The organism is Phaeobacter sp. QD34_24 (genome assembly GCF_028890115.1).
Lineage (GTDB): Bacteria > Pseudomonadota > Alphaproteobacteria > Rhodobacterales > Rhodobacteraceae > Phycobacter.
Genome location: NZ_JARCJD010000018.1, coordinates 19,604 through 35,569 on the forward strand (window position 1 = coordinate 19,604; position 15,966 = coordinate 35,569).

Sequence of the window (15,966 nt, forward strand, 5' to 3'; positions counted from 1 at the left end):
AGACAGCATTCCGCGAGAAGGTTGGGCATTGTCATACAGGCCCAGGCTGGTCGGTTCAATCATGCGAAACTGGCTGCGGCAAAGAAGATGAGCGGAATCAAGCCGGTATCGCGGTTGAGCCGGAAGAGTTGCAGCAGGCGTGGGTTGTTGTCTGGATCAAAGTCCCTCAGCTGCCAGGTCATGTGCCAGCCCATCGCCCAGGGACCGGCAAGCGCCAGCAGCAGGGTGACAAGGCTGGCGTCCTTGCGCGCGGCCATCACGACAGCAAGCGCCATCAGGCTGACGGTGGCCACGATGAAGCGGCGCAGCCAGCGCGGGCTGTTGTCGCCAAACAGGCGGGCGGTGGATTTCACCCCGATCAGCGCGTCATCCTCGGTGTCCTGATGGGCATAGATGGTGTCGTAGAACAGCGTCCAGGCGATGCCGGCCAGATAAAGGACCACCGGCGGCCAGGCCAGCGATCCGGTATGGGCCACCCAGCCCAGCAAGGCGCCCCAGTTGAACGCAAGGCCGAGAAACACCTGCGGCCACCAGGTGAAGCGTTTGGCAAAGGGGTAGACGGCGACGGGCAGCAGCGCCAGCACGCCCATGGCGATGGCGGCCCAGTTGAAGGTGAGAAGGATGGCAAAGGCCACCAGCGCCTGCAGCCCCATCCAGATCACGGCGCCCTTTACCGTGACCTGCCCCGAGGGGATCGGGCGCGAGCGGGTGCGCTCGACCGCGCCATCGAAATCGCGGTCGGTGATATCGTTCCAGGTGCAGCCCGCCCCGCGCATCAGCCAGGCGCCAAAGCCGCAGGCGACAAAGATCCAGGCGTCCTGCCAAACCGGGGTTTCATCCCAGAGGATCGCCAGCGCCAGCCCCCACCAGCAGGGGATCAGCAGCAGCCAGGTGCCGATGGGCCGGTCGGCCCGGCTGAGGCGCAGATAGGGGCGGCTCCAGGCGGGTGCATGGGTGTCGACCCAATTGCCCTTGACCGCATCCGCGACTTGACCATCTGGTGTTGGCGATTGCCCTTGCATATGTAGGACCTCATGACTGCGAAGATCAGACTGTATGTAGAGCACCCCTTGGGGGCAGGGCAAACCATTCCTGTGGACCGCGACCAGGCCCATTACCTGTTCGGCGTGATGCGTCATGGGGTGGGGGGCAGGGTCGCCCTGTTCAACGGGCGCGATGGCGAATGGCTGGCCGAGGTTGCCGAGGCGGGCAAGCGTGGTGGCGCGCTGATCTGCCTTGAGCAGAGCCGCCCCTTGCAGATGCCGCCGGACCTGTGGCTGCTGTTTGCGCCGATCAAGAAGGCGCGTACCGACTTTATCGTCGAAAAGGCCGCCGAGATGGGTGCCGCGCGCATCCTGCCGGTGCAGACAGAGTTCACCAATTCCGAGCGAATCCGCCAGGACCGCTTGCAGGCTCATGCGGTAGAGGCGGCCGAGCAATGCGGCGGCACCTTCGTGCCCGAGGTCGCCGACCTGCAGAAATTGTCGCGCCTGCTTGACCATTGGCCGGAAGTACGCCAGCTGATGTTCTGCGACGAGGCCGAGGTGGGCAATGCGCTGCAACTGGCCGCCGCAAGCCACAAGGGCGCGCCCTGGGCCATCCTGATCGGCCCCGAAGGCGGGTTTTCCGAAGCCGAGCGCAAGCGCCTCCATGCCATGGGGCAATCCCATGTGGTCAGCCTTGGCCCGCGCATCCTGCGGGCGGATACGGCAGCGGTGGCGGCAATGACCCTGTGGCAGCAGGCTCTGGGGGATTGGTGATGGATAAGCGGGGCCGGGCGGCAAAACATCGGCGCGGGTTCACTGTGCCACTGTGCACAGGCAATGCGGAGAGCTGCACATGAGTTTCATCCGACCCGAGGCGCGGGCCACCCTGTGGCGCTGGCGTGAGCTGATCGTGGCGGTGCTGATGCTGCTGATCGGTCTCAAATGGGCCTACACATCCTATGGGTTTACGGCGGTGACCGGCTGGGCGCTGATCCTTGTGGGGCTGGTGCTGGCGGTGATCGGCGCGCAGCGGCTCAGGTTTCGACTGGGCGCAGGCGGACCCGGCATCGTGCAGGTGGATGAGGGGCAGATCGCCTATTTCGGCCCGCTGACGGGCGGCGCGGTGGCCGCGTCCGAGATCGAGCGGCTCAGGCTTGATCACACTTCCAAACCGCCGCATTGGGTGCTGGAACAACCCGGTCAGGCACCGCTGGCGATCCCTGTGAATGCCGAAGGCCATGAGGCGCTGTTTGATGTGTTCGCCGCGCTTCCGGGCCTCAAAACAGAGCGGATGCTGACCGAGTTGCGCAAGGTCGGCGCTCACCTGGTCGTGATCTGGGAGCGCAGTCCAAGCCGCCCATCGAACCAAAGGCTGCATTGACACCGGCGGCTTTTGCCCTCACTCCTGACCGCCGAAACGAGCGAAACAACAGGACGGAGTGTCCGGCATGTCCATTCCCCAGTCCGGCGGCGGGCCGATCGAACGCCACGAACAGATGGCCGAATACCTGGCTTCCGGCTGCAAGCCGCGCGCCGATTGGCGCATCGGCACCGAGCACGAGAAGTTCGGCTATTGCAAGGACACGCTGAAGCCGCTGCCCTACGAGGGGACGCGCTCGATCCTCGCGGTTCTGGAAGGGCTGCGCGACAGCTATGGCTGGTCGCCGGTGACCGAGGGGGGCAATCTGATCGGTCTCACCAAGGATGGCGCCAACGTCAGCCTGGAACCGGGCGGCGCGGTGGAACTCTCCGGCGCCCCGCTGGAGACCATCCACGAGACCTGCGACGAGGTGAACACCCACCTGCGCGAGGTGAAGGAGATCGCCGACAAGATCGGTGTGGGTTTCATCGGTCTGGGCGCCGCGCCGATCTGGAGCCACGAGGAAATGCCGCTGATGCCCAAGGGGCGCTACCGGCTGATGAACGATTACATGACCAAGGTCGGCACCATGGGCCGCGCCATGATGCGCCGGACCACCACGGTGCAGGTGAACCTCGATTTCGCCTCCGAAGCCGACATGGTGCAGAAACTGCGCGTGGCGCTGGCGCTGCAGCCGGTGGCAACCGCGCTGTTCGCCAACTCTCCCTTCTTCGAGGGCAAGCCCAACGGCCAGAAATCCTGGCGTAGCACCATCTGGCGCCACCTCGACGATGCGCGCACCGGCATGCTGCCCTTCGTCTTCGAGGAGGGCATGGGATTTGAGCGCTACGTGGACTATGCGCTCGATGTGCCGATGTATTTTGTCTACCGCGACGGTCAGTACATCAACGCGCTGGGCCAGTCGTTCCGCGACTTCTTGAAGGGCGAGCTGCCCGCGCTGCCCGGGGAAACTCCGACGCTCAGCGATTGGGCCGATCACCTGACCACCGCCTTCCCCGAGGCGCGGATCAAGAAATACATGGAGATGCGCGGCGCCGATGGCGGCCCCTGGCGCAGGCTCTGCGCGCTGCCCGCCTTCTGGGTTGGCCTGATGTACGAGCAAAGCAGCCTGGATGCGGCCTGGGATCTGGTGAAGGGCTGGGATGCAGAGACCCGCGAGGCCCTGCGCGTGGGCGCTGCCGAAAAGGCGCTGCAGGCCGAGGTGGGCGCGATCAAGATGCACGATCTGGCACGGCAGGTGCTGGAAATCTCCGAGGCGGGCCTCAAGGCGCGCGCCCGCGCCGGTGCAGGCGGAATGGTGCCGGACGAGACGCATTTCCTGAGCGCGCTGAAGGAGAGCATCGACAGCGGCAAGGTCCCGGCGGATGAGCTCTTGGAGCATTACCACGGCGACTGGAACGGCGACCTCACGCGCATCTACGCCGAATACAGTTACTGACAGGAAACCGCCGAAGGATTGGAAGGGGGCGCCGCTGAGACGCCCCTTTTTCCTGTTGTCTCGGCTCTTGCGGCGCCTGCAACGCTGGCGCGGGTGGCGCTGCCGCTTGCGGTCTAGGGCGCCTGATCAAGCCAGGGAACCACCGGCTGGCGGGCTTGGGCGTAGCCGGGGACCTGTGCATCCAGCCGGGCTGCAAGATCCGGCAGTCGGCTGACCGGCACCTTGGGAAAGAGGTGATGTTCGCGATGGTAGAACATCAGATAGGCGAGGCGGGCCAGGAACCCGCGCTGGCTCCGTCCTGCCTGTCCGGTCCTGGCCGTGCCCTGATGGGTGATCCAGACTGCAAAGAAGGCGGTCAGACATTGCGCCACGGCCATGGCCGCAAGGTGCAACATCAGGAAACCAGCGCCGCTTGAGACGAAGAGCGCAAGGACCAGGGCAACCCCCAGACCATCGCGCAGCATCCGCAACCGCCATTTGCGACCGCCGCCCTGCCAGCAGTGGCGGATCAGATCGAGCGGAAAGCGCGGACCGTAAAGCAGCACGTCACGGGCGCTCATGTGGCCGCAGTGGCCTTCAAGGTCGCCGGGACCCATGGCGTGGCGGTGGTGTTGCATATGGCTCCAGGCGACCGAGGAATTGCACCCCAGCATCAGAGCGCTGAGCAGATGCAACAACGCGATGTCAAACCGCCGGGACAGGCCGAGATTGCCATGGATCGCCTCGTGGTTCAGGCGCAGGGCACAGAGAAAGAACATGAAACTTGCCAAGGCGCCCAGGGGCCAGAGCGGCGAGGCATAGAGCGCCCAGGACAGCGCCAGCCACGGCAGCGGCAGGGTGAGTTCGATCCCCTTTTGCCATGGGCGCAGGTCCAAGAGGTCTTGCCACGGCACGTGGACGGGAGCGGTCTCGCGGGGGTGCATGTCTTTTCCTTTCTTCAGGACCTATGCGGGGCTTGGGACAGGGGGCTGCGGGGCGGGTTGGGTCGGCCGAGCCGCAGTCATGGCCTCGCGGACCACGGCGCGCAGGGTGGCGACGGCATGGGTAAAGCCAAGGCCCAGGCAGATCGCGGCAAAGCCGAGGGCAGGCAAAAGGCTCGCGATGCCCATCGCGGGCAGCAGGCCCCGGCTTCCACTCGTCAGCAACGGGAGCGCTGCACCGATCAGCCCGACGCCGCCCACGGCGATCATGGCATAGCCGGTGGCGATGGTGACGCCCGCCGCCCGCGCGGCGCGGCCCGACTGCGGACAGTCGCCCAAGATGCTGGCGATCTTGAGGATCATCAGGGTCATGGCGGTGACCATGAGAAGGGCAAGGGTGAGGTAGGTTGCGATTTGAAACAGCATGGTGGGGGTCCTTTCGGATCAGAGGGTTTGTTTGTAGAAATCGCGTTCAAGCCGGGCGTAGAGCACGCCGCTGATGCAGCCCCAGACGGGGGCAAAGAAACAGCCGAAGATAAGGTAGATGCTGGAGCCGTCGACGTTGCCTTTGGTCAGGACAGCAATAAGAAAGATCGGCAGAAAGACTGCCAGATGGGTGACAAAGGCAAGCCAAGCCCAGTCGTAGGGCGTCACCCTGTGCTGTGCCATGTAGACCAACATCACCGGGATGCCGACGATCAGATAGACAGGCCCGCCCATTACGGTGGCAAAGGGCGCTATGATGGTTGGTAACCCGGCGATCCCCAGCAGCAGCGGCCCACCAATCATGGCGATGAAGAAGGCGACCGGGTCTACCAGATGGCGGTTTGCCGCCTTTAGAGGGAATGGAGTTTTCTGACTTGCAGTTATTTCTGTTATTTGTGAAATCTTCGGGCAAAATTTTTTGGCGGATCTAGTCGGATTTTCCGCCGGGCAGGAAACGCACCAGTTTCGATCCCATTTTCAGAACCGCCAGATGCACCGCGCGGGGCAGGCGGGAGAAGTCCATGTACCAGTCGTCGAACATCTGCATCACACGCAGGGTCTCGCCCATGCGCGCCTTGATGACCTTGGGGGTGTTGTCCTCTTCGGCCTCGGCCATGACCTGTTCCAGGGCGCGCAAGGTGGGGGCGAATTCGCGCTCGCGCCGGGCGTCCACCACCGCGTCCACCAGATCGAACATGTCGCGGATCGAGGTGAAATGATCGCGCCGGTCCCCCAGTTGCCGGGAGGATTTGACCAGCCCCTGCGCCTGCAACTCCTTCAGGCCATTGGAGACATTTGAACGCGCGAGATTCAGCGTGTCGCAGATCTCCTCGGCCGTGAGCGCCTCGGGCGAGATATGCAAGAGCGCATGGATCTGAGCGACCGAGCGATTGACGCCCCATTTGGAGCCCATTTCCCCCCAGTGGAGGATGAAGTTCTGCATGGCGGGGGTCAGGTGCATTCGATTGATCCTGTAATTTCTGTAATTTCAGAAAATACAGGATTGCGAGTCGTGTCAATGAAAAACGGCGGCAGGAAATCCTGCCGCCGGGTCTTGCGCGTCCGTGAGTGAGGTCGCGTTGGGGGAGGTGTCGGAACCTTACTGGTTCTGCAGCGCTGCCGGGTCCTTGTCGGCGATGTCGTCCCAGTTGGCGTCGGCCTTCTCGATGAAGCCCGCAACATCACCTTCCCAGCGCTTCTGGATGTCTTCCGCCAGGTTCAGGTACAGCTTGTTGTCGACGATTTTCCACAGGGTCGGGTCGCCGTCGAACTTGAAGCCCATGGCCGCACCGAAGGCGCAGTATCCGCCGTATTCCGGCAGGTAGGCTTCGGGGTTCTTTTCAAATGCAACTTTGTTTTCCTCGGAGGCGAAACGATACAGCGCCTCATTGTGCACCGAGGTGATTTTCCAGTTGCCGGGGGTCGGCTCACCAACGGTGAAATAGGCAACCGGGTCATAGCCCTGCAGCGCCAGACCGGTGGAGGAGGCATTGAGCTCAACGCCTGCCGCCATGGCCGAAGTCGCCAGGGCAACCGAGAGTGCAACGCCGCTCACGAGGGTCTTGAAAGTGTTCATGGTTCCATCCTTTTCAAAAGAGGCCAGGGACGTAATGCTCCCTATTCTGGCCCAGGGGTCGTTATTCTGTGTGCAACCTGTTGCGGCTGTCACAGCACCCATGTGGAGGCAGAGGCGCTCACGTTCAAAACAACTCATTTTGACTGCGCCTGACGTCCATTTGACTTGTTCATGTCCGCACATCACAAGGCCGCGCGACGGCCGTGAGCGCCCCGGTGAAAACTCCGCAGAACGGCCAAAATTGTCGCCTGAACGGACAAGGTTCTGTCAAACCTGAAGAGAGGGTTAACCAATGGATGCTAGAGTTCTGCCGGAGTGTTCGAGCAAGAGTAGCCATGTTGAAGATCCGCACTGATGCCGAAAAATGGCGGTACATCATCGCCGTATCCGCCATGGCGACCGTGCTCTCCGTGCTTTTGACCTGGGTGCTGCTGGGGGACAATCTGACGGTCGATATGCTGCGCGCGGCGATTCTCGGACCCTTGCTGATTGCGCCGCCCGCCTGCCTGATGTCCGCCCGCCGATCGCTGGAGATCTATCGTCTCAACCAGCGGCTGGAGCATCTGCTGGCCCATGATCAGATGACCAACCTGCTGACTCGCAGTCATTTCATGCGCCAGATGCATGAGATGGAGTCGGATTTCAGGGGTAGCTTCCTGATGCTTGATATCGATCTGTTCAAGAAGGTGAATGATACCTACGGCCATCTGGTCGGGGATGAGGTGATCCGCCAGGTGGCCGGGGTGATCCAGGATCATGTGCGCCGGGACGGGTTGGCGGCCCGCTACGGGGGCGAGGAATTCGTGGTTTGCCTGCCGCAACAGGACATGGAGGAGGCGGTCAAGCGCGCCGAAGAGATACGCCAGGCGGTGGAACGGAAGACCGTGAAGGTTTCGGGGGCGAACCTTGGCTGTACGATCTCCATCGGGCTTGGCTATGCCGATGGTCGCAAGACGGTTGAAGAGGTCCTCAAACGTGCCGATGAAGCGCTATATGTCGCCAAGAAACAGGGGCGCAACCGGGTCAGCCTGCCACGGCAGGAAGCGGCCTAGGCCCTACTTCTGGCCGATCTTCGGCTCGGTTCCCGCGCGAAGGCGCGCGATATTCTCGGAATGGCGCCAGAAGACGATCGCCGTCAGCGCAATGGTCAGGGCCACGATCTGTGGCGCGCCCAGCATCATAGCCCAGATTGGCGCCGCCAGCGCCGAAAGCAGCGCCGAGGCCGAGGACATGCGGGTCACCGCCGCGCCCGCCAGCCAGGTTAGGCAGGCCGCCACGCCCACGGGCCAGGCCAGCGCCAGCATCAGCCCCAGGAAGGTTGCAACCCCCTTGCCGCCCTTGAACCCCAGCCAGACCGGGAAGCAATGCCCTAGAAAGGCTGCAAGACCGGCCAGTTGCGCCGCATCCTCGCCAGCCATCAGGCGGGCCAGAACCACGGCGACGGCGCCCTTGCCGCCGTCCAGCAAGAGCGTCAGCAGCGCGGCCAGTTTCGAGCCTGTGCGCAGCACATTCGTGGTGCCGATATTGCCCGATCCGATCTCGCGCAGGTTGCCCAGCCCCATCAGGCGGGTCAGCACCAGACCGAATGGAATGGACCCCAGCCCATAGCCCACAACGGCCCAGAGCAGGAGTTGCACGAGGGAGGTTTCAAGGTTCGGCATCAGTCTCTCCGGAAGACGGGCGTGCCCGCCACATAGGTTGCCAGCACTCTGCCCTGCATCCGCTGCCCGTCAAAGGGGGTATTCTGCGATTTCGACTTCAGCGTGAAGCGATCGAGCACAAAGGGCACATCGGCATCGAACAGGATCAGGTCCGCAGGAGCCCCCGCCGCCAGTCGGCCAGAGGGCAGGCCCAGGCGTTTCGCCGGGTTCAGCGACATGGCCCTGAACAGGGTCGGCAGATCCAGCAGATCGGCATGATAAAGGCGCAGCGCCGCGGGCAGCAGGGTCTCCAGCGCGACAGCGCCGGCGGCGGCTTCCTCAAAGGGCAGGCGCTTGCTCTCCTCGTCCTGCGGGGTGTGCATCGAAGAGATCGTATCGATCAGCCCGGTGCGCACTGCCTCGATCACCGCCAGCCGGTCCTCTTCGGATCTGAGCGGCGGCTTCACCTTGAAGAAGGTGCGGTAGTCGGCAACGTCGAGTTCATTCAGCGTCAGGTGATGGATCGAGGTGCCAGCGGTGATATCGAGGCCGTTGGCCTTGGCGCGTTCCAGCGCGGGCAGGGCGCGGGCGGTGGTGATCTGGTCGGCGTGATAGCGCGCGCCGGTCATCTCCAGAAGCGCGATGTCGCGGTCCAGTCCCATACGCTCGGCCATCGGGGAAACCGCAGGCAGACCGCGCAGGGTGGCGAACTTGCTGCTGCTGGCGGCAGCACCGGCGCTCAGGACCGGTTCCTGCGGGTGGGCAATGACCAGCGCGCCGCAGCTACGGGCATAGGTCAGCGCGCGGGAAAACACCTTGGTATTGGCCACCACGTGATCGCAGTCGGAAAAGGCAACGGCGCCCGCATCCATCAGGAAACCGATCTCGGTCATCTCGCGCCCCTCGCGCCCCTTGGTGAGGGCGGCCATGGGCAACACATTGACCGGCGCATCCGCCTGGGCGCGGCGGGTGACGAATTCCAGCGTTTCGGGGCTGTCGATGGCGGGGCTGGTGTCCGGCCGCGTCACCATGGTGGTGACCCCGCCCGCCGCCGCCGCAAGGCCTGCGGTCTTGTAGCTTTCCTTGTGGCGCTCGCCTGGTTCGCAGACCTTTACGCCGATATCGACGATACCGGGCGCCAGGCATTTGCCGCCGCAATCGACGACCTCGGCCTTTTCGGGGTCAATGTTTCGTGCGCGAAACAGCTGCTCTGCCTGCGTACCCTCGGGCAGGATTTCGGCAATCTGACCGTCCGCCACCAGCACCGCCCCCGGCGCATCCGTTCCGGCCTCGGGGTCGATCAGGCGGGCATTGAGGAAAAGAGTGGTCATGCGCGGGCTCTTTCGATGGCTGAGAGGGTAGAGGCCGGATCGGCCTGGTATTTGATCAGGTGCTTGTCGCCACCCTTGGTGATGACCTGCACATAGCCGCCCATGGAACGGAGCGTTTCGATGTCAGACAGGGGCACGCGGCGTTCGGCCGGGCCGCTCAGCACGCCGCCGGAAATCGTCCAGACCACGGCCAGTTCCTCGCTCGCCAGATACCAGCCGCGAAAGGAGATGGCGGCAAGTCCGCCGATGGCACCGGTCCAGATATGCGGATTGCCTGCGGCCCAGAGGACCCCCATGCCCGCCGCCATGGCAAAGGCGGCCATCCAGGCATGGGCGCGGATATAGGCGCTGCGGTCGGGGGTGAAGGTGATCTCATCCATGTCAGGCCACCAGCAGGTAGAGGACGAGGAAGATCAGCGCCATCACCACGGCAAAGAGCGTGGCGCCGATGCGGCGTGCCTCGGCGCGAGCCTGGCGCGGCGGCAGTTTCGGCGCGGAATAGGGCTTGGCGCTGTCGGTCTGGATCGGCGGCGCGGTCCAGGTGGTGCCGGGGGTGCCGTAGGTGGCAAAAAGCTGGATCTGATCGGCGGGCGTCAGCCGCATCTCGCGCCCGCCAAAGGCACGCGAGCGGATCGCCATCACATGGCCTTCAAGCGCATCAAGGCGCTCCCGGTCCGCCGCGACCTGTTCTTCGGGCACGCCCATGCCCTCGGTCAGGTATCCTGTCAGGCCGATCTCCTCCAGGTCGCTCACCGGGAAGATATCGACCTGCTCCATGTCGAGCATGTCGATCCCCAGCACCTGCGCCAGGGCGCCGGGCTCTTTCAGGAAGGCCGCCTGTTCGGGGCGCATATCGAGCCGGAACAGGCGGATCGCGCCATGTTCGCCCGCGGGAATATGGATGACGCCCTCCATCCGGGTCAGCCCGCCTGTTCCATGCGCTCGGCGCGAAGGTTGCGGGCCAGCAGGTCCATCGCCGCCATGCGCACGGCGACGCCCATCTCCACCTGTTCCTGGATGACCGAGCGGTTGATGTCATCGGCGATGGTGCCGTCGATCTCCACCCCGCGGTTCATCGGGCCGGGGTGCATGACGATGGCGTCGGGCTTGGCCAGCGCCAGTTTTTCGGCGTCCAGCCCGTAGCGGTGGTAGTATTCGCGCTCAGACGGGATGAAGCCGCCGTCCATGCGTTCTTTCTGAAGGCGCAGCATCATCACCACGTCCACATCCTTCAGGCCTTCGCGCATGTCGTCATAGATCTCGGCGCCGAATTCGGCGAAATCACCAGGCACCAGGGTCGGCGGACCGATCAGGCGGATGCGGTTTTCCATCTTGCCCAGAAGGATCAGGTTCGAACGCGCCACGCGGGAATGGGCAATGTCGCCGCAGATCGCGATGTTGAGCCGATGCAGCCGCCCCTTGGCACGCCGGATCGTCAGCGCATCGAGCAAGGCCTGCGTCGGGTGCTCATGCCGCCCGTCGCCCGCGTTCAGCACCGCGCAGTTCACCTTTTGCGCCAGAAGGTCCACGGCGCCAGAATGGGGGTGGCGCACCACCAGAAGATCGGGATGCATGGCGTTCAGCGTCATCGCCGTGTCGATCAGCGTCTCGCCCTTTTTGATGCTGGACGCCTGCATCGCCATGTTCATCACATCCGCGCCAAGACGCTTGCCGGCCAGCTCGAAACTGGCCTGGGTGCGGGTGGAGTTCTCAAAGAACATGTTGATCTGCGTCAGCCCCGCCAGCACGTCCGAGTGTTTTTCGGGGCGGCGGTTCAGATCCACGTAGGTATCGGCCAGATCCAGGATCTCGGTGATCTCATGGGGCTTCAGGTGCTCGATCCCCAAAAGATGACGGGCTGCAAAACTGGGGCCGGGGGCTGCTGGGGAAACATGAGACATGAGGCGGGCTCCGCGCTGTTTGCGCGCTCTTATAGGCGGGGCGGCAAGGTCCGGCAAGGCGCTCCTGTGTCGCTGCAGCCCGCGCGCCTGTTACCTCTTGTCCCGGCGCGCAAGTCTGTGGTTCCGCTTGGCGTCTGGGCAGAGTAGCTTTGCGCCATGGAATCGGCATTGGACTATTACAGCGCCCGGGCTTTGCTGGCCTGGCAGATCGAACTGGGCGCAACCGAGGCCCTGTGCGAAGAGCCTGTCAATCGCTACGAGCTGGAGCAGCAGGCGCCCAAAGCCGCCAGCGATGCGCGGCCCGATGCGGTGAAGCCCGGCCAGATCCAGCGCCCGCCCAAGGTCGACCCGGTGGAGCTTGCCCAAAAGGCTGCGCGCGGGGCGACCGCCCTGCCTGCCCTGCGCGAGGCGATGGCGGGGTTCGATCATTGCGAGCTGAAACGCGGCGCGCGCAACCTGGTGTTCTCGGACGGTCAGGCCGGCGCGCGCGTGATGATCATCGGAGAGGCGCCGGGCCGCGATGAGGATCGCGAGGGACGTCCTTTCGTGGGCCGCGCCGGGCAGCTTCTGGACAAGATGCTGGGCGCCATTGATCTGGCCCGCGACAAGAACGTCTATATCACCAATGTGCTGCCCTGGCGCCCGCCGCAGAACCGCGATCCGCTGCCAGCTGAAATCGCGATGATGGTGCCTTTCCTGAAACGCCACGTTGAGCTGGCCGAACCCGAAGTGCTGGTCTTGATGGGCAATATCAGCTGTCAGGCAGTGCTAGGCAAACGCGGCATCACCCGTCTGCGCGGGGAGTGGGATCAGGTCTGGGGCAAGCCGGTCATTCCGATGTTCCACCCGGCCTATCTGCTCCGCCAGCCCGCCCAGAAACGCGCCGCATGGGCCGACCTTCTGGAGCTGAAGGCGCGGCTGACGGCCCTTTGATGAGACTGAGCCCATGAAAATCCTTGCCTTTTCCGACCTGCACCTGGCCCGCGCCCGCGCCGCTGATCTGGTTGCCGCCAGTGCGGAGGCCGATCTGGTGGTGGGCGCCGGGGACTTCTGTAACGCGCGGCAGGGCCTGGATGAGGCGATGGAGCTGCTCTCGGGCATCGCCGCGCCCATGGTGATGGTGGCAGGCAATGCCGAAAGCGCCGATGAGCTGCGCGCCGTCGCCCCCGCAAACGCCCATGTGCTGCACGGGGAGGGTGTGACTGTCGAGGGCGTGACCTTCTGGGGGCTGGGCGGCGGCGTGCCGGAAACGCCTTTTGGCGCCTGGTCCTGGGACCTACCCGAGGCGGCGGCCGAGGCGCTGCTGGCGCCCTGCACGCAGGCGGATATTCTGGTCACCCATTCGCCGCCCAAGGGGCTGGGCGATCTCACTTCCACCGGTCTCTCGGTCGGCTCCACCGCGATCCGAGCCGCGATCGAACGCCTTCAGCCGCAACTCGCCCTTTTTGGGCACGTGCACGAGGCCTGGGGTGCCAGGGGGCAGATTGGCCGCACCGCCTTTGCCAACCTTGGACCCACGGCCAATTTCTTCGAGGTAGACAATGATTGATCCTTTGACCCTTCTTGCCTTTGTGCCCGCAGCGCTGGCGCTGAACCTCACGCCGGGGGCGGATATGATGTTCTGCCTTGGTCAGGGCTTGCGGTCCGGGCGGGCGGCTGCGGTGGCGGCCAGTGCCGGGATCACGGCGGGCTGTTTCGTGCATGTGGTGCTGGCGGGCTTGGGCCTGGGGGCTGCCGTAGCGGCGGTGCCGGGGCTGTTCGACGTGATCCGCTGGATTGGGGTGGCCTATCTCCTGTACCTGGCCTGGACCACCTTTCGCAGCGGGCCGGTGACGGGCGATGCCCCGGCGGTGCCCGCCGCGCGCGCCTTCCGCTCTGGCTTTCTGGTCAATCTCACCAACCCCAAGGTGATCCTCTTCGTTTTGGCCTTCATCCCGCAGTTCGTGGTGCCCGAGGCCGGACCGGTCCTGATGCAGTTCCTGGTCTTCGGCGCGATCCTTTCCATTGGCGGTTTCGTGATCAACGGCTTGGTCGGGATCTTTGCGGGCCAGGCCGGGCGGCGGCTGATCACCAACCCCGTGGCCGGGCGCTGGCTGGGGCGTATCTCTGGCGGTATCTTCGCGGGCCTCGCGCTGCGGCTCGCCATTCTGGAAAAAGCATGAGGTTCACAAGCCATGTCCCGTATCGATGAGAGCAAGGACTTCATCCCCGTCCGCATCGCCATCCTGACCGTTTCTGACAGCCGTTCGCTGGAAGAGGACCGTTCGGGGCAGGTGCTGGTGGACCGTTTGACCGAGGCGGGCCATGTGTTGGCCGATCGCAAGATCCTGCCGGATGAGCGAGACCAGATCGCCGATCAGCTGCGCGCCTGGGTAGCCGACCCGGAGGTGGATGTTGTGATCTCGACCGGCGGCACCGGCCTAACCGGGCGCGACGTCACGGTGGAGGCGCACCGGGATGTCTATGAAAAAGAGATCGACGCCTTCGGCACGGTGTTCACCATAGTTTCCATGCAGAAGATCGGCACCTCGGCGGTGCAGTCGCGGGCCACGGGCGGTGTTGCTGGGGGCACCTATCTGTTCGCGCTGCCCGGCAGCCCTGGCGCCTGCAAGGATGGCTGGGACGAAATCCTGGGCAAACAGCTCGATTTCCGCCATCGCCCCTGCAACTTCGTCGAAATAATGCCCCGTTTGGATGAACATCTGCGACGGAAGTGATCCGCGCCTGCGTGTAAGCTCGTAAAGGGTATGTTCAGTTGCTATCTTTTCAGGTGGGCGATCGCCCCTGCCTGTGTGTTCGTTTGGGAAATATCGGCAGCATTTGCCACCGGAAGGAAAAGACATGCGGTTTCTGCGGCATAGTTTGATGGGCCTGTTTTTGGCAGCGCTGACGCTGGGCCTGCTGGCCTGGGCGGGATCGCTGGTGATGGGCGCGATTGAGGCACGGATGAATGCCGAGCCGCGCACGCCGCCTGCCCGCGAACGCATCTTTGCGGTGCGCGTGGTGACTGCGGATGAGCAGACCATCGCGCCTGAACTCATCGCCTTTGGCCGCATCGAAAGCCGCCGCACCCTGGAATTGCGCACCGCGCTGGGTGGCCGGGTGACCCATCTTTCCGACCATTTCGAAGAGGGCGGGCGCGTCGATGAAGGCGCGCTTTTGGTGCAGATCGACCCGGCGGACGCGCAGGCCGCGCTGGACCGGGCCGAGGCGGACATGCTGGATGCCGAGGCCGAGGAGCGCGATGCGGGCCGGGCCTTGGTACTGGCCAATGATGAACTCGCCGCCTCGCAGGATCAGGCGGAGCTGCGCCAGAAGGCCTATCAGCGGCAATTGGACCTGGAGGAACGCGGTGTCGGCACCGCCGCGACCGTGGAAACCGCGGCCCTTGCGGCGGCGCAGGCACGGCAGGCGGTGATTTCGCGAAGGCAGGCGGTGTCGCAGGCCGAGGCGCGCGTCGATCAGGCCAAGACCCGCGTCGCCCGGGCCGAAATTGCATTGGAAACCGCCCGGCGTGATCTGGCCGATACCAGCATCACGGCGGCCTTCAGCGGCACCTTGCAAGCGGTGACCCTGGTGGAAGGGCGGCTTGTCTCTGCCAATGAAAAACTGGCCGAGCTGGTGGATCCGGACCGGCTGGAGGTCGCCTTTCGCGTCTCCACCTCGCAATATGCGCGGCTTTTGGATGAGGCGGGCCGCCTAATTGAAGCGCCGGTGAAGGTGATGCTGGATGCCGCGGGGGCGGCGCTGTCGGCCACGGGCACGCTGTCGCGCGTCAGCGGCGCGGCGGGGGATGGGCAGACCGGGCGACTGGTCTATGCCCGTCTGGATGCGGCGCCGGGCTTCAAACCGGGCGATTTCGTCACCGTTTCCGTGACCGAGCCGCCGGTCGAACGCGTGGTGCGCGTGCCCGCCTCGGCGCTGGGCAGCGATGGTGCGGTTCTGGTCCTGGGCGCGGATGACCGGCTGGAGACGCTTCCGGTGGAACTGGTGCGTCGGCAGGGCGACGATGTGCTGATCCGCGGCGCGGGTCTTGCCGGGCGCGAGGTTGTCATGGGGCGCACGCCCCTGTTGGGTGCGGGGATCCGGGTGCGGCCGCTGCGGCTGGGGGCCGATGCACAGGTCGTGGCGCCGGAACCGGAGCTGATCGAACTGACAGAGGATCGCCGCGCCAAACTTGTCGCCTTTGTGGAGGGCAACACGCGCATGCCAGAGGAGGCGCGCAAGCGGGTGCTGGCTAAGCTTGCTGAACCTTCGGTGCCCGCGCAGCTGGTGAACCGTATCGAAACCCGGATGGGGGGCTGATC

General features: G+C 64.6%; 20 protein-coding genes. 9 read left to right on the forward strand and 11 right to left on the reverse strand.

Annotated features, from left to right (window positions below):
• Window positions 1-59: 59 nt before the first annotated feature.
• Entirely contained in the window at window positions 60-1,022 is a 963-nt protein-coding gene (gene ubiA, locus PXK07_RS14575) for a 4-hydroxybenzoate octaprenyltransferase (protein WP_274849065.1), read from the reverse strand.
• A 12-nt stretch (window positions 1,023-1,034) separates the two neighbouring features.
• Between ubiA and PXK07_RS14580 the strand changes: the two genes are divergently transcribed.
• The 3 genes from PXK07_RS14580 to PXK07_RS14590 all read left to right on the forward strand — a co-directional run bounded on the left by PXK07_RS14580 (window position 1,035) and on the right by PXK07_RS14590 (window position 3,805).
• Complete coding sequence (locus tag PXK07_RS14580; protein ID WP_274849066.1) at window positions 1,035-1,760, forward strand: 16S rRNA (uracil(1498)-N(3))-methyltransferase; 726 nt, start codon at window positions 1,035-1,037, stop codon at window positions 1,758-1,760.
• A 79-nt stretch (window positions 1,761-1,839) separates the two neighbouring features.
• Window positions 1,840-2,367, forward strand: a complete 528-nt coding sequence (locus tag PXK07_RS14585; protein ID WP_274849067.1) for a hypothetical protein — start codon at window positions 1,840-1,842, stop codon at window positions 2,365-2,367.
• Between the two features lie 67 nt (window positions 2,368-2,434).
• Entirely contained in the window at window positions 2,435-3,805 is a 1,371-nt protein-coding gene (locus tag PXK07_RS14590) for a glutamate--cysteine ligase (protein ID WP_274849068.1), read from the forward strand.
• Between the two features lie 113 nt (window positions 3,806-3,918).
• Here PXK07_RS14590 and PXK07_RS14595 read toward each other — a convergent pair whose 3' ends face one another.
• The 5 genes from PXK07_RS14595 to PXK07_RS14615 form a co-directional block, all read right to left on the reverse strand.
• Window positions 3,919-4,728, reverse strand: a complete 810-nt coding sequence (locus PXK07_RS14595) for a fatty acid desaturase (RefSeq protein WP_274849069.1) — start codon at window positions 4,726-4,728, stop codon at window positions 3,919-3,921.
• A gap of 21 nt (window positions 4,729-4,749) precedes the next feature.
• On the reverse strand, window positions 4,750-5,151 hold the full coding sequence (locus tag PXK07_RS14600) for a hypothetical protein (RefSeq protein ID WP_274849070.1): 402 nt from the start codon (window positions 5,149-5,151) through the stop codon (window positions 4,750-4,752).
• A gap of 18 nt (window positions 5,152-5,169) precedes the next feature.
• Window positions 5,170-5,514 carry a hypothetical protein gene (locus PXK07_RS14605; protein WP_274849071.1) on the reverse strand — a complete coding sequence of 115 codons (345 nt, stop codon included), beginning with the start codon at window positions 5,512-5,514 and terminating at the stop codon, window positions 5,170-5,172.
• Window positions 5,515-5,638: 124 nt separating this feature from the next.
• A complete protein-coding gene (locus tag PXK07_RS14610; protein WP_274849072.1) occupies window positions 5,639-6,172 on the reverse strand; it encodes a GbsR/MarR family transcriptional regulator in 534 nt (177 codons plus the stop codon).
• A 138-nt stretch (window positions 6,173-6,310) separates the two neighbouring features.
• A complete protein-coding gene (locus PXK07_RS14615) occupies window positions 6,311-6,787 on the reverse strand; it encodes a YHS domain-containing (seleno)protein (RefSeq protein WP_274849073.1) in 477 nt (158 codons plus the stop codon).
• A gap of 335 nt (window positions 6,788-7,122) precedes the next feature.
• Here PXK07_RS14615 and PXK07_RS14620 point away from each other — a divergent pair, with 335 nt between their 5' ends.
• A complete protein-coding gene (locus PXK07_RS14620) occupies window positions 7,123-7,839 on the forward strand; it encodes a GGDEF domain-containing protein (protein ID WP_274849074.1) in 717 nt (238 codons plus the stop codon).
• Window positions 7,840-7,842: 3 nt separating this feature from the next.
• Here the strand turns inward: PXK07_RS14620 and plsY are convergent, their stop codons facing one another.
• Genes plsY through PXK07_RS14645 form a run of 5 tightly spaced genes read right to left on the reverse strand, consistent with a single transcriptional unit; the run spans window position 7,843 to window position 11,659 of the window.
• Window positions 7,843-8,448: a glycerol-3-phosphate 1-O-acyltransferase PlsY gene (gene plsY / locus PXK07_RS14625; protein WP_274849075.1), complete on the reverse strand. Its 606-nt coding sequence runs from the start codon at window positions 8,446-8,448 to the stop codon at window positions 7,843-7,845.
• A complete protein-coding gene (pyrC, locus tag PXK07_RS14630) occupies window positions 8,448-9,758 on the reverse strand; it encodes a dihydroorotase (protein WP_274849076.1) in 1,311 nt (436 codons plus the stop codon). The genes plsY and pyrC overlap by 1 nt, the downstream gene beginning before the upstream one ends.
• Complete coding sequence (locus tag PXK07_RS14635; protein ID WP_274849077.1) at window positions 9,755-10,138, reverse strand: hypothetical protein; 384 nt, start codon at window positions 10,136-10,138, stop codon at window positions 9,755-9,757. Before PXK07_RS14635 ends, pyrC begins: the two co-directional genes overlap by 4 nt.
• A 1-nt stretch (window position 10,139) precedes the next feature.
• A complete protein-coding gene (locus PXK07_RS14640) occupies window positions 10,140-10,673 on the reverse strand; it encodes a hypothetical protein (protein ID WP_274849078.1) in 534 nt (177 codons plus the stop codon).
• 5 nt (window positions 10,674-10,678) lie between these two features.
• On the reverse strand, window positions 10,679-11,659 hold the full coding sequence (locus tag PXK07_RS14645) for an aspartate carbamoyltransferase catalytic subunit (protein ID WP_274849079.1): 981 nt from the start codon (window positions 11,657-11,659) through the stop codon (window positions 10,679-10,681).
• A 156-nt stretch (window positions 11,660-11,815) separates the two neighbouring features.
• Here PXK07_RS14645 and PXK07_RS14650 point away from each other — a divergent pair, with 156 nt between their 5' ends.
• The 5 genes from PXK07_RS14650 to PXK07_RS14670 all read left to right on the forward strand — a co-directional run bounded on the left by PXK07_RS14650 (window position 11,816) and on the right by PXK07_RS14670 (window position 15,964).
• Window positions 11,816-12,592 carry a uracil-DNA glycosylase gene (locus PXK07_RS14650; RefSeq protein WP_274849080.1) on the forward strand — a complete coding sequence of 259 codons (777 nt, stop codon included), beginning with the start codon at window positions 11,816-11,818 and terminating at the stop codon, window positions 12,590-12,592.
• Window positions 12,593-12,605: 13 nt separating this feature from the next.
• On the forward strand, window positions 12,606-13,208 hold the full coding sequence (locus PXK07_RS14655; protein WP_274849081.1) for a metallophosphoesterase family protein: 603 nt from the start codon (window positions 12,606-12,608) through the stop codon (window positions 13,206-13,208).
• Entirely contained in the window at window positions 13,201-13,821 is a 621-nt protein-coding gene (locus tag PXK07_RS14660; RefSeq protein ID WP_274849082.1) for a LysE family translocator, read from the forward strand. Before PXK07_RS14655 ends, PXK07_RS14660 begins: the two co-directional genes overlap by 8 nt.
• Window positions 13,822-13,833: 12 nt before the next feature.
• Window positions 13,834-14,376, forward strand: coding sequence for a molybdenum cofactor biosynthesis protein B (moaB, locus tag PXK07_RS14665; RefSeq protein WP_274849083.1), 543 nt, complete (start codon window positions 13,834-13,836; stop codon window positions 14,374-14,376).
• A 124-nt stretch (window positions 14,377-14,500) separates the two neighbouring features.
• The gene (locus PXK07_RS14670) at window positions 14,501-15,964 is read left to right on the forward strand and encodes an efflux RND transporter periplasmic adaptor subunit (protein ID WP_274849084.1); all 1,464 of its coding nucleotides are present in this window, start codon (window positions 14,501-14,503) and stop codon (window positions 15,962-15,964) included.
• Window positions 15,965-15,966: the final 2 nt, after the last annotated feature.

Coding starts and splice junctions, on each gene's coding strand:
- ubiA (WP_274849065.1), bottom strand. CDS start 1,022: ATGCAAGGGCAATCGCCAACACCAGATGGTCAAGTCGCGGATGCGGTC.
- PXK07_RS14580 (WP_274849066.1), top strand. CDS start 1,035: ATGACTGCGAAGATCAGACTGTATGTAGAGCACCCCTTGGGGGCAGGG.
- PXK07_RS14585 (WP_274849067.1), top strand. CDS start 1,840: ATGAGTTTCATCCGACCCGAGGCGCGGGCCACCCTGTGGCGCTGGCGT.
- PXK07_RS14590 (WP_274849068.1), top strand. CDS start 2,435: ATGTCCATTCCCCAGTCCGGCGGCGGGCCGATCGAACGCCACGAACAG.
- PXK07_RS14595 (WP_274849069.1), bottom strand. CDS start 4,728: ATGCACCCCCGCGAGACCGCTCCCGTCCACGTGCCGTGGCAAGACCTC.
- PXK07_RS14600 (WP_274849070.1), bottom strand. CDS start 5,151: ATGCTGTTTCAAATCGCAACCTACCTCACCCTTGCCCTTCTCATGGTC.
- PXK07_RS14605 (WP_274849071.1), bottom strand. CDS start 5,514: ATGATTGGTGGGCCGCTGCTGCTGGGGATCGCCGGGTTACCAACCATC.
- PXK07_RS14610 (WP_274849072.1), bottom strand. CDS start 6,172: ATGCACCTGACCCCCGCCATGCAGAACTTCATCCTCCACTGGGGGGAA.
- PXK07_RS14615 (WP_274849073.1), bottom strand. CDS start 6,787: ATGAACACTTTCAAGACCCTCGTGAGCGGCGTTGCACTCTCGGTTGCC.
- PXK07_RS14620 (WP_274849074.1), top strand. CDS start 7,123: ATGTTGAAGATCCGCACTGATGCCGAAAAATGGCGGTACATCATCGCC.
- plsY (WP_274849075.1), bottom strand. CDS start 8,448: ATGCCGAACCTTGAAACCTCCCTCGTGCAACTCCTGCTCTGGGCCGTT.
- pyrC (WP_274849076.1), bottom strand. CDS start 9,758: ATGACCACTCTTTTCCTCAATGCCCGCCTGATCGACCCCGAGGCCGGA.
- PXK07_RS14635 (WP_274849077.1), bottom strand. CDS start 10,138: ATGGATGAGATCACCTTCACCCCCGACCGCAGCGCCTATATCCGCGCC.
- PXK07_RS14640 (WP_274849078.1), bottom strand. CDS start 10,673: ATGGAGGGCGTCATCCATATTCCCGCGGGCGAACATGGCGCGATCCGC.
- PXK07_RS14645 (WP_274849079.1), bottom strand. CDS start 11,659: ATGTCTCATGTTTCCCCAGCAGCCCCCGGCCCCAGTTTTGCAGCCCGT.
- PXK07_RS14650 (WP_274849080.1), top strand. CDS start 11,816: ATGGAATCGGCATTGGACTATTACAGCGCCCGGGCTTTGCTGGCCTGG.
- PXK07_RS14655 (WP_274849081.1), top strand. CDS start 12,606: ATGAAAATCCTTGCCTTTTCCGACCTGCACCTGGCCCGCGCCCGCGCC.
- PXK07_RS14660 (WP_274849082.1), top strand. CDS start 13,201: ATGATTGATCCTTTGACCCTTCTTGCCTTTGTGCCCGCAGCGCTGGCG.
- moaB (WP_274849083.1), top strand. CDS start 13,834: ATGTCCCGTATCGATGAGAGCAAGGACTTCATCCCCGTCCGCATCGCC.
- PXK07_RS14670 (WP_274849084.1), top strand. CDS start 14,501: ATGCGGTTTCTGCGGCATAGTTTGATGGGCCTGTTTTTGGCAGCGCTG.